This window comes from Aerococcus sp. UBA6277, assembly GCF_002440555.1.
GTDB lineage: Bacteria > Bacillota > Bacilli > Lactobacillales > Aerococcaceae > Aerococcus.
In genome coordinates, this window is record NZ_DJUR01000022.1 from 1 (window position 1) to 11,242 (window position 11,242).

Here is an 11,242-nt window from a genome sequence, read left to right on the forward strand (position 1 = left end):
GTTTTAACAGAGAGTAGTTGATAACAGAAATATAGTCAGCACCTTCATCCATAGCTTCTTGAAAAAGGCTTTCTAACGGATTTAGGACAGCCATTTCAACCCCTGCTTCATCAGCCAGTGTTTTGGCCATGCTGTCTGATCCTGCTTCTTCGTAGTAGATATATTGAATATCATTTTCTTTTACGTAGTCAGCTAATTCGGCTAGACGGGCTGCTGATGGTTCCTCTTCAGGTGTTAGACCAGCAATCCCGATTTGATTTAAACCGTAATCAACGGCTAGATAGGTGAAGGCAGTATGAGAAGTAACGAAGTCTTGGCGACTAGCATTCTCAAAGGCTTCTGCATATAAGGCATCTAACTCATTTAATTCTTCCATATAAGCATCCGCATTGCCTTGGAATTCTTCGGCCATATCTGGATATAATTCGCTTAATTGGGCTGTAATAGATGCCACTTCCATGATGGCACGATATGGTGACACCCAAGTGTGTGGGTCGTAGGCGTGTGAGTGACCTTTGTGTCCTTCTTCATCAGAGTGATCGTGGTCATAGTCGTCTTCAGAACCTGGCAGTAGGACCATGTTTTCAGTTCCTTTAATCACATTTACATCTTCGTTGATGCTGGATTCTGCAGAAGGCACCCAAGTTTCCATATTTTCATTGTGGTAAATTAGGGCATCTGATTCGTTTAGGGCCGCAATTTGTTTTGCAGAAGGTTCATAGTCATGGGCTTCTGTGCCCGCTGGTACCATTAAACTCACGTCAGCTTGGTCGCCAACAATTTCTTTTGTGAAGGCATAAACAGGGTATATCGTTGTTGCAATTTCTAATTTGTCCCCATCATTTCCCACATCTGCCTCAGTATTTGCTTGTCCACATGCACCCACAAGGGCAGCTCCCATTAAGGTCAATAAAGCGAATGTCAAACTCTTATTCATCAATGTATCCTCTCTTCCAAAATAATATTCAATCACATGTATTTGGGTACCCAATATATTTTTTTGCCTTAGCTAGGGGCAAAGTTAGTAAATCGTAATCGTTACGATTTGATATCGGCTAATTTATCACATGGCGGATCAAGTAGTCAACTAAAATTTACAGGAAATGTCCGTCATATAGACCGCGAAGGCTCTTTTTCCAAGGAAATAAGCCCTTTAAATTACTTTTGGAAGGGACTCCTATATAATGGAGAAAAGGGTTATTAGGAGGAATATGATGAAAATTGCGATTGTACAAGCATCCTTACAACAAAGCCAGGTGGCAGAGAATTTTCAAACGATCCAAGCGTTGATGGAAGAAGCGACGGCCAATCAACCGGATGTGATTGTGCTGCCAGAATTATGGAATACATCCTTCTTACCGGAAGACGTGAAAGAGCGAGCGGACGAGGATGGCAAGGTGAGTCGTCAATTTTTAAGCCAGTTCGCTAAAAACTACCAAGTCAATGTGGTTGGGGGTTCGGTGGCTAATAGGCGTGGTGACAAGCTATTTAATACGGCCTATATCTATAACCGAAAAGGGCAAGAGATTGCAGCTTATGATAAGGCCCATTTATTCTCACCGGCCAAGGAAAATGGTTATTTTGAAGCGGGTGAAGCGAGTGTGACCTTTGAATTGGACGGGGTCAAATGTGGTATTGTCACTTGTTATGACTTGCGTTTCCCTGAGTGGGTGCGGGCCTTAGCCTTGGCAGATGCACAGATTGTATTTGCGCCGGCTGCCTGGCCTGAAGTCCGGAATCTACATTGGGATACTTTGGGTCGGGCACGGGCAATCGAAAACCAGTTGTTTGTCGTATCGGCTAATTCAAGAGGACCGGTTAATGGGGACGAAGAGACTTTATATGGCGGTCATTCAGCCATCATTGATCCTTGGGGCGAGTATGTTGTTTCTCCTGATTTACAAGTAGGCGTAAAATACGGTGAGATAGACCTTTCTGTTATTGAAGGCATTCGTTCATCGATTAACGTCTTTAATGACCGGAGACCAGACATCTATAATATATAAGTGATAAAAAATTGAAGCTGTTTTTCTATATGTTATAATTTATAAAAGGTTAGCCATCGGGCTAACTATAGTAGTCGACACTATGCTTAACGAAAGGGAGATTCCATGAAATTAAAAACAGGTGCGCTAACATTATTCGCTTCAGTATTCTTACTTGCGGCATGCGGTAACAGTGGCAATGAAGATACGACTACAAGCGAAACAGCTGAAACAACCAGCCAAGAAGCTTCTTCAACAGAAACAAGCTTTGAAACGGTACCTAGTTCAGAAGACACGTCAGGTGACGACGCGGATGACAATGTCAATGATAGCAACGAGAGCGCAAGCTCAAGTGAAGCCAACCAAGCTGCTTCAGGAGAATTCATTTCTGAAGATGAAGCGTGGCAAATTGCTCTAGACGACGCTGGTCTAACTGAAGATGCCTTAACAGCACGTGAAATTGAATTAGATGATGTGGATGACGACGATGATGATTACGATGACGTTGCCCATTATGAAATTGAATTTACTGTAGAGGGCGACCGTGAATTTGAATATGATATCGACGCAACAACAGGTAATATCTTAAATGCTGAAAAAGACAACTAATTAAAATTTGAATTTAGTAAGGGTGGTACTGAAAGTGTCACCTTTTTATTTTAGCTAAAGATAATAGACACTTAAATGCTTATTTTCTTTCGGTCTGAGCGAGTCCGAGTCCTGTTTGCTAGTATTTTTCTGATTTCTTTTCTATAATAAAGTATCAAGAAGTTAGTGGACTTGTAATGCAGTCCCTATATGGGTGAGGAGTGAATAGATGACCTTACATTTAAATATGGCTGAGTTAGGTCCTGAGGCGGTCAACGACAATGGGAACAACTGGCCTTTGAATAAGGAAATTGGTTTTTCTCCTTTGAATACATTTGTCTTGGCGGTTGCGGCCTGTTCAGCGAGTGTATATCGGAATATTTTGAATAATTCAAAAATCGACCATACTTTCCATGACGTAGCCATTGATTTCGACCGTTCTGAGGAAAGTGCCAAACCAGTCACAGCAATCACAATTACCATGTACGTGAGTGTGGCTGAGGAAAATCAGGGACGTGCTGAGCGGGCAACCAAGATGATACACAAGTATTGTCCAGTGGTGCAAAGTATTGACCCAAATATTCAAGTGAATGAGATAGTTGTTTTTCAATAGAGAGCATATAAGGAGCGTGTAATGATGGAATTTGTAACATTAAATAATGGGGTAGAAATGCCAATTTTAGGTACTGGTACCAATACTTTCGGTAAGGTTGACGGTGATTACTTGGGTGAAGTGACTGATGATACAACGGAATTAAAATCAGCGATTGCGGCAGGTTACCGTGCCATTGATACGGCGGTTGCATACCGCAATGAGTCGACTGTTGGTAAAGCAATCAAGGAATCTGGTTTACCGCGTGAGGACTTCTTTATCACCTCTAAGATCCCTGGTGATTTGGACCATGCGGGTTCAGCTGAAAAAGTGGAAGCGACTTTAAATGCATCACTTGAAGCATTACAAACAGACTACATTGACTTATACTTGATCCACCATCCTTGGGACAATGAAAATGAAATGTTACAAACTTGGTATGCTTTAGAAAATGCCTATAATGAAGGCAAAATTAGAGCTATCGGTGTATCTAACTTCGACCAAGACCAATTAGATATCATCATCGATAACGCGCGTATTCAACCAATGGTCAACCAAATTAAATCGAATGTTGAAGTATGGAACGATGACATTATTGAATATTCTGCTGAAAACGATGTGGTTGTCACAGCTTGGGCGCCAATGAAGGGAACTGACGAAAGTTCTCGTGCTATCTTAGATGAGATTGGTGCTCAATACGGCAAAACTTGGGGCCAAGTTTTACTTCGCTACCAAATTGAACGTGGTGTGGTCGTGATTCCTAAGTCACATAACGCAGACCACCAAGCAGACAACTTGAATGTATTCGACTTTAACTTGAGCGACGCTGACAAAGAGAAAATCGCTAACTTATAATATGACGATATTTTCTGGCAAAAGGTTATGACGGGAATGTTGTAGCCTTTTTTATATGGGAAAAATTTCTAAGGGGTATGGGATAATTGTGAATTTTGTTATAATGAATTGATTGAAAAGGAGACACTGAAACGATGAGACAATTAAAGCAATTAACAGAACGTGTGTATTATATGCCGGCGGATGGGGATTTGGACCGCCCGGTTTTAGGTTATATTAGAGGAGACAAGTTTTCCTTGCGGATCGATGCGGGGAATTCTGCTAGTCATGTAGCAAATTTTGACCAGGAAGTTGAACGTTTAGGATTGCCTAAAGAAGCTATGACTTTAATTACCCATTGGCATTGGGACCATACTTATGGCATTCATGCGGTGGATACGCCGGTCCTTGCTAATAAGAAAACTAATACCCAATTAGGCGTGATGGCTGAGTGGAAGTGGAATGAGGAGGCTATGCAAGAACGCCTTGAAACAGGCGAAGAGTGTGCTTTTTGTGACCAATATCTACGTGTTGAGTATGACAATCCAGTAAGCCAAATTAAAGTGAATCAGGCTGATTTAGAATTTGAGGGTAAGCTGAATATTGATTTGGGTAACCTTGAAGTGGAAGTTTTCCCAGTGGTGAATCCGCATTCTGAAGATGGGATGATTATCTATATTCCGTCTGAAAAAGTTGCTTTTATCGGGGATACAATTACGGAAGATTTCTACAACAATTCTTATTTGGATCCTGAGAAAATGGCTGTTTTACGTCAAAGTTTGAGTGAATTGGACGCTGATTTCTACTTACATGGGCACATTGACCCAGTTTCATTTGAGGAATTAGACGCGTTTATGCAAGTTTAGTAATGGCAAAAAGAAGATTATTATAAAGGAGATTATTATATGAAAGATTATTTGAATAAAGATTTACTGATCCGAGCCATTGTGGCTTTTATTGGCTGTGTGGCGATTGCATTTGGCATCTCATTATCTGGGACTATCGATATGGGGATGGATCCGTATAGTGCCATGAATATGGGGATTTCGGCCTTAACTGGCATTCGATTTGGTACTGTAGTTGTTATTTTTAATGTATTTATATTTTTAGCCGTAGTCTTCGTTGACCGTAGTCAATTTGGCCTGGGGACTATTATTAACTGGTTGTTTGTTGGTTATATTGTGGAATTCTTTGATTTCCTTTTAAACCAAGCAGGTTTGGGTGATGGTGATATGAATTTATTGATCCGTGTTGTATTTACCGTTATTGCCGGAACGGTATTCTTATTCGGTGCAGCCTTATACATTTCGGCCGGAATCGGTACGGCACCCCTAGATGCAATTGCACCTACAGTTGAAGAGAGATCGAGATTTTCTTTTGCACAGATCCGATTTGCCCATGAAATTTTATGCTTACTGATAGCCCTATTATTAGGTGGTCCAGTTGGGTTGATGACTGTTTATTTAGGTTTCTTCGCAGGACCGATGATTTCAACATTTAGAACTAAATTGGCGGAACCTATTGTCAATAAATTAACTGGAAGCAAAGTTTAGAAAGCTAGAAACGGCGAAGACTAAAAGTTGAGAGCGACTTGAAGGGAAGGGTGAGGGCATGGAATACGCTGAAGTGATGACTGAATTGGAAGCTTTGGGAAAAGACCGGACCAAGAAAATATACCTTTCAAATGGGGCGGTTGAACCATTATTTGGTGTAACAACGGAGTCAATGAAACCCATGCGGAAGGCCATTAAGATTGACCAAGACTTGGCTGAAGAATTATATGCATCCGGAAACTATGACGCTATGTACTTTGCGGGTGTAATTGCGGACGCCAACGCCATGACGGAATCGGATTATGACCGGTGGATGGACCAAGCATACTGCTTCATGTTGGCTGACTGGGTGGTTGCTGTGACCTTATCTGAAGCGGATATCGCCCAAGAAGTGGCGGACAAGTGGATTGCCTCTGGCGAAGAGTTGAGGATGTCAGCTGGCTGGTCGACTTATTGCTGGTTGTTAGGCCGGTTGAAAGACGATAATTTTAGTGAGGATAAGTTGTCAGCTATGCTTGACCAGGTTAAGGAAACGATTCATGACCAGCCTGAACGGTCCAAACATTCTATGAACAACTTCGTGTATACGGTTGGCTTATCCTATATTCCCTTATCTGAAAAAGCCTTAGCGGTGGCTGAAGAAATTGGTGAAGTGGTGATTGAACGTGAACATAAGAAACCACAAACTTTGAATGCTTATGCGTCGATTCAAAAGGAAATTAAAAGAGACCGGATAGGTTTTAAACGTAAATACGTTAGATGTTAATTTAGATAAAAAAGGTGCCTGCGATTTTGTTCGCGGGCACCTTTTTACTTTATAATACAGGCTTATAGATTTTGAACGGCTGTTGTGACATCTGTATCTCCGTCAACTACTTCGAATTCTTTACCAATGGTATTGTCGTTTTCTAGAACCGCTAGTAAGGTTTGGGCTACGTTTTGACGGGCAACGTCTATGACTTCACCTTGGGGTTTAGTAGTGATTTTCCCAGAACCTGGTTTATCACGTAAGACACCTGGATGAACGATGGTCCAATCTAGGTTGGTACGTGATTTCAACCATTCATCTGCATAAGTTTTCGCAGTGGTATAAACGCGTAAGGCACCTTTCTCTATTTGCTCGCGACCGGTTCTAAAGGTAGATACGATCACGAAACGCTTGATACCAACTGCCTCAGCTGCTTGCATCGATTTAATAGCGCCATCAAGGTCAACCATCATAACAATGTCGTCGCCTGAACCGCCGGCACCAGCTGAGAAAATCACTGAATCAATATGATTGTCGGTCAGAATTTTTTCAATGTCTGCTTGTGTGTGTTTGGTTAAGTCTAAGTAAACTGATTCAATCCCGCGTTCTTCAAAGAAGGGGGCTTGGTCTAAGTTACGGATGGCTGCAACTTCTTCTACTGTTTCTGAATCCTTTACAAAATCTGCGAAGTGACGGGATACGCCACCATGGGCACCAATTACAAGTACTCTCATGTTTGAAAAGCTCCTTTCAAATGACCTTAATATTTCTGTATCAAATTTTTTTATGTTCATTTGTCTACTACTCAGTATAAAGGTCAAAAAAGGGCAATTCAAAGAATCCGCTTATTAGCGGTCGAAATCAATCCGCTTACTTAAAGGGTACATGATAAACATACCAAGGGTCATGGCCGCAAATTCAGATAGGGCAAGTGATAAGTAAATTGGTAAGAAGGCAGCGTCTGCACCGACTAATACGATTGTTGTAGTGGTTGTGAACATGGATAGGGCGAAAACAACTGTCAAAGTGATATAGCGAATCCATTGGTCAGACAATAAGTCAAATTGGGCTTGCTTGGCCATTTTGACAAGATAATCGCCTAACCAGCGACCAATGTGTAGGAAGATAAAGGTTGAAACAGAGCCAACGATCATGTCCATTGGGCCATATGTCAGGAAGTTGGCGATGAAAACACCGATAGAAACAGCCCAGATATAGCGTTTATTATGAAGCGCTAGGAAGTTTAGAGATTCAGAAATCCGGAATTGAACGGGGCCGTAAGAAATCGGCGCGATGACTAGGGTGATGACCACGTATAAGGCTGCCACGACGGCAATTTTGGTCATATCTAGAGTGGTAAAGCGTGAAGGGGTGATTGTATCATTTGCGTTATTCATTTTAGTCTCCTTTGTAGGCTGGGCCTAGTGTGCAATTGCGACCAAAGGACACTGAAAACAGTGAGTAGTACTCTACCGAAGTGTCGCAATTATAGTGTGTTTTTTGATGTTGAGTTGATATATGTAGAAAGTTATCGGATCAGCCAACCGCCGTCGACAGGAATAGTATTGCCCTGCATGTAAGCTGCCTGGTCGCTGGCTAGAAATAGGGTTAGGGCCGCTACTTCATCAGGACTTGCCCACCGTTTAGCGGGTGTTTGAGCCATCACTTGATCGGCCATGGGATTATCACCCATAAAATCAGCTTGGTTCATTGGCGTCAGGATAGCACCAGGCGCAATGGCGTTCGCCACTAAACCTTGCCCCGCGTAATCGTAGGCCATCTGTTTAGTAAACCCGACGATAGCATGCTTAGCTGTTGTATAAGCAATCCCGCCGCCACCAGCCGTTAACCCAGCAATCGATGTCATATTGATCAAGCGAGAAGTAGGATTGGCTAGTAGCATAGGTAAAGCTTTGTAGGTCATATTATAAACCACTTGTAAATTACTAGAAATAATCGTTTGCCAGGTTGTCGGGTCCGTTTGATCTAAGGCTTTATAATCGTCAAGGACACCGGCTGTATTACATAGTACATCAATAGTATTCCAAGAAGTTTTTAATTCTTGAAAAAGGATAGTTACTGCCATTAAATCGCTACAATCCACTTTGCGAAAGCTAAAGTTTTTCGGGTAGCTAGTAGTCCATTTATTAACCAAACCTGCATCTTGCTTAAGATCGACAGCCAAAACGCGATGGCCCTTTTCTAAAAAGTGTTGTACCTGACTGCTGCCAATACCAGACATGCCTCCTGTAACGATAACATTTAATTGGGCAGGGAGTTTAGGATAATCAGTGTAGGATGTATCCATGTATCTGCTTCCTTTCTATTGTGTAAGTGATGTCTGCGTTACTAGTCAGAAACGATAGACCAGTCGTCAGCTAGGATATCGCAAACGGTTGGTTGGAACATTGAGAAGCCCTCTCCTGCTACTGAAATCAAAAAGTAGGGGGTAATGGCTTGGCCTTCAAATTCTTTCGGGTCAACTAGTTTTACGTACTCTTCTGCGCCACCCCAACCATCGCGGATAATGTGTGCGCCTTGGCGTAATTTAGGTAAGATTTCTTCAAATGTCATTTATTTCACCTCCTCAAAATTGCGTCAACAATTATTATAACAAATTTCAATTCTCCTATAGTATATATTTTTTATGGAATATGATTGTTTTTTCATATAGGTGTGGTATAATGATACCAAGTTATATGAATGGTCATTCATATAACTTGTATATAGTAAGTGAAATGATTAAAAGGAGTGGACATGATGACTGAAAATAGAGATCGTCATACGGAAGAGAAAACTCATGACCACCATGGACACAACCATGGTGAACATGATACCAAACTAGCTGCGAGACTATATATACTAGGACTGATTGCCTTTGTACTTGGATTAATTATTGGTAACTGGCAAAGTTTAATTGGGAATATATTGATGGTAGGGGCTGTTATCCTTTCTGGCTACCATGTTTTAGAAGAAGGATTTGGAGATACTATCCGAGATAGTTTATCAGCTGGTAAGTTTAAACCCAATATTCACCTCTTGATGGGGTTAGCGGCAGTTGGAGCCATATCCATTGGTTCATTCTATGAAGCGGCCTTATTGATATTAATTTTTGCGGGTGCGCATTTCTTAGAGGATTATGCAGAAGGTCGATCACGTCGAGAGATTACTAATCTGATGAATTTAAATCCAACAGAGGCATTCTTGTTAAAAGCAGACGGTACTAGTCATAAGGTAGCGGTTGACCAATTGCAAATCGGGGACCGGGTAAAGGTATTAAATGGTGGACAAATCCCAACGGATGGTAGAATTGTTCAAGGCGCGACAGTGATCAATGAGGCTTCCATTAATGGGGAGTCCATGCCAAAAGAAAAGTCAGTTGGAGATGAGGTTTTTGGTGCTACCATTAACGGAGACCATGCGATAGTCGTTGAAGTGACTAAAAATCCAGATGAAACAGTGTTTGCTAAAATTCTACAAATGGTTGAATCATCACAAGCAAATCTAACGCCAGCAGCCTCTAAAATTAAAAAATTGGAACCTATTTATGTTACAGCGGTCCTAGCGATGTTCCCATTTGTGATTCTTCTTGGACCATGGCTTTTTGGCTGGGATTGGGCAGATGCTTGGTATCGTGGTCTAGTATTCCTCATTTCAGCATCACCATGTGCTCTAGCAGCTTCAGCAGTTCCTGCAACCTTGTCGGCCATTTCTAGTTTGGCCCGTCATGGTGTTTTATTCAAAGGTGGCGTTTACTTATCTAATTTGAAGGATTTAAAGGCCATTGCCTTTGATAAGACGGGTACCTTGACAAAAGGTGAACCTGAGGTGACTGACTACTATTTCATTGAAAGTATTGAAGGAAAAGATATATTACCAGTGATTGTTGAGATGGAAAGCCAATCTAACCATCCTTTGGCCCAAGCCATTTTACAAGAATTTAAAGACTATACGAACAGTTTAGCTGGGGAAATTGAAGTGATCAACGAATTAGGAAAAGGGCTTAGTGGTCATTACGATGGGCATCACTATCAAATTGGTAAACCATCAATATTTACGTCTGTTCCAGATAAAATCAAAGCGCATTCGGATGCATTGTCAAAAGCTGGTAAAACGGTAGTGTATGTCGCAAAAGATGATGCCGTGATTGGTTATATTGCCATGATGGATACCCCAAATCAAGCGGCTCAAACAGCCATTAGCTACTTAAACCAAGCTGGTGTGCATACCGTGATGATCACTGGTGACAATCAAGCAACTGGACAAGCAGTGGCCAAGCAAGTTGGGATAGATCAAGTTGTGGCCAATGTTCTACCTGAAGAAAAAGCGCAAATTGTAAAAGATTTGCAAGCTGAATATGGCCAAGTTGCGATGACAGGCGATGGGGTGAACGATGCACCAGCACTTGTTCAAGCAGATATTGGTTTTGCCATGGGCGATGGTACTGATGTAGCGATTGATGTGGCAGATGTTGTAGTCATGGACAACGATTTGGAAAAATTAACCTATGCCCATCAACTTTCTAAGGATTTAAACCGCATTACTTGGCAAAATATTGCTTTTTCTATGTTTGTCGTTTTGGTTCTAGTTGTCCTTAATTTTATGGGAGTTTCAGATATCGCTTTAGGTGTACTTTTTCATGAGGGATCAACTATTCTAGTTATTCTTAATGGCTTACGACTCCTAAGAGGAAAAAGAGGTAAGTAGCCAAGCGTATGGATTGTTGAATTCCGTGCTGGAGAAAATGAGGCCTTTAAATTAGGTAAAGATGAATTATTATATTCAGATAATGGTGAGTCCGCAACAGATTCTCGTGCCTTAGCCATTACAGTCCTAGATAAAATAGAAGACCCGCAATATCAAAATAAACGTTGCCATGTTGTTAATGCATAATATTATAAAAAAGGAGGATGTGACGGTTTGATATGCTCCCTCTAAAGTA

The 11,242-nt window shown here is 41.4% G+C and carries 13 protein-coding genes; 8 read left to right on the forward strand and 5 right to left on the reverse strand.

Going from position 1 to position 11,242, the window contains the following annotated elements; all coding sequences use genetic code 11:
* Positions 1-937: metal ABC transporter solute-binding protein, Zn/Mn family (locus B2V22_RS04055; protein WP_290490703.1), on the reverse strand; the 937-nt coding region annotated here is incomplete at its 3' end.
* A 277-nt stretch (positions 938-1,214) separates the two neighbouring features.
* Between B2V22_RS04055 and B2V22_RS04060 the strand changes: the two genes are divergently transcribed.
* The 7 genes from B2V22_RS04060 to B2V22_RS04090 all read left to right on the forward strand — a co-directional run bounded on the left by B2V22_RS04060 (position 1,215) and on the right by B2V22_RS04090 (position 6,318).
* The gene (locus B2V22_RS04060) at positions 1,215-2,006 is read left to right on the forward strand and encodes a carbon-nitrogen family hydrolase (RefSeq protein WP_290490704.1); all 792 of its coding nucleotides are present in this window, start codon (positions 1,215-1,217) and stop codon (positions 2,004-2,006) included.
* A 105-nt stretch (positions 2,007-2,111) separates the two neighbouring features.
* The gene (locus B2V22_RS04065; protein WP_290490705.1) at positions 2,112-2,594 is read left to right on the forward strand and encodes a PepSY domain-containing protein; all 483 of its coding nucleotides are present in this window, start codon (positions 2,112-2,114) and stop codon (positions 2,592-2,594) included.
* A gap of 208 nt (positions 2,595-2,802) precedes the next feature.
* Entirely contained in the window at positions 2,803-3,186 is a 384-nt protein-coding gene (locus tag B2V22_RS04070; protein ID WP_290490706.1) for an OsmC family protein, read from the forward strand.
* Positions 3,187-3,210: 24 nt separating this feature from the next.
* Positions 3,211-4,020 (forward strand): aldo/keto reductase, encoded by an 810-nt coding sequence (locus B2V22_RS04075; RefSeq protein ID WP_290490715.1) that lies wholly within the window; start codon positions 3,211-3,213, stop codon positions 4,018-4,020.
* Between the two features lie 134 nt (positions 4,021-4,154).
* Positions 4,155-4,865, forward strand: a complete 711-nt coding sequence (locus B2V22_RS04080; RefSeq protein WP_290490707.1) for an MBL fold metallo-hydrolase — start codon at positions 4,155-4,157, stop codon at positions 4,863-4,865.
* Positions 4,866-4,904: 39 nt separating this feature from the next.
* Positions 4,905-5,552: a YczE/YyaS/YitT family protein gene (locus B2V22_RS04085; RefSeq protein WP_290490708.1), complete on the forward strand. Its 648-nt coding sequence runs from the start codon at positions 4,905-4,907 to the stop codon at positions 5,550-5,552.
* Between the two features lie 58 nt (positions 5,553-5,610).
* A complete protein-coding gene (locus tag B2V22_RS04090) occupies positions 5,611-6,318 on the forward strand; it encodes a DNA alkylation repair protein (protein ID WP_290490709.1) in 708 nt (235 codons plus the stop codon).
* Between the two features lie 62 nt (positions 6,319-6,380).
* On the opposite strand, the gene B2V22_RS04095 is transcribed toward B2V22_RS04090, so the two are convergent.
* The 4 genes from B2V22_RS04095 to B2V22_RS04110 all read right to left on the reverse strand — a co-directional run bounded on the left by B2V22_RS04095 (position 6,381) and on the right by B2V22_RS04110 (position 8,874).
* Complete coding sequence (locus B2V22_RS04095; RefSeq protein ID WP_290490710.1) at positions 6,381-7,034, reverse strand: SDR family oxidoreductase; 654 nt, start codon at positions 7,032-7,034, stop codon at positions 6,381-6,383.
* Positions 7,035-7,148: 114 nt separating this feature from the next.
* The gene (locus B2V22_RS04100) at positions 7,149-7,697 is read right to left on the reverse strand and encodes a QueT transporter family protein (protein WP_290490711.1); all 549 of its coding nucleotides are present in this window, start codon (positions 7,695-7,697) and stop codon (positions 7,149-7,151) included.
* A gap of 131 nt (positions 7,698-7,828) precedes the next feature.
* The gene (locus B2V22_RS04105; protein ID WP_290490712.1) at positions 7,829-8,608 is read right to left on the reverse strand and encodes a 3-oxoacyl-ACP reductase; all 780 of its coding nucleotides are present in this window, start codon (positions 8,606-8,608) and stop codon (positions 7,829-7,831) included.
* Positions 8,609-8,649: 41 nt separating this feature from the next.
* Positions 8,650-8,874 (reverse strand): DUF2829 domain-containing protein, encoded by a 225-nt coding sequence (locus tag B2V22_RS04110; RefSeq protein WP_290490713.1) that lies wholly within the window; start codon positions 8,872-8,874, stop codon positions 8,650-8,652.
* Positions 8,875-9,057: 183 nt separating this feature from the next.
* Here B2V22_RS04110 and B2V22_RS04115 point away from each other — a divergent pair, with 183 nt between their 5' ends.
* On the forward strand, positions 9,058-11,007 hold the full coding sequence (locus B2V22_RS04115) for a heavy metal translocating P-type ATPase (RefSeq protein WP_290490714.1): 1,950 nt from the start codon (positions 9,058-9,060) through the stop codon (positions 11,005-11,007).
* Positions 11,008-11,242: the final 235 nt, after the last annotated feature.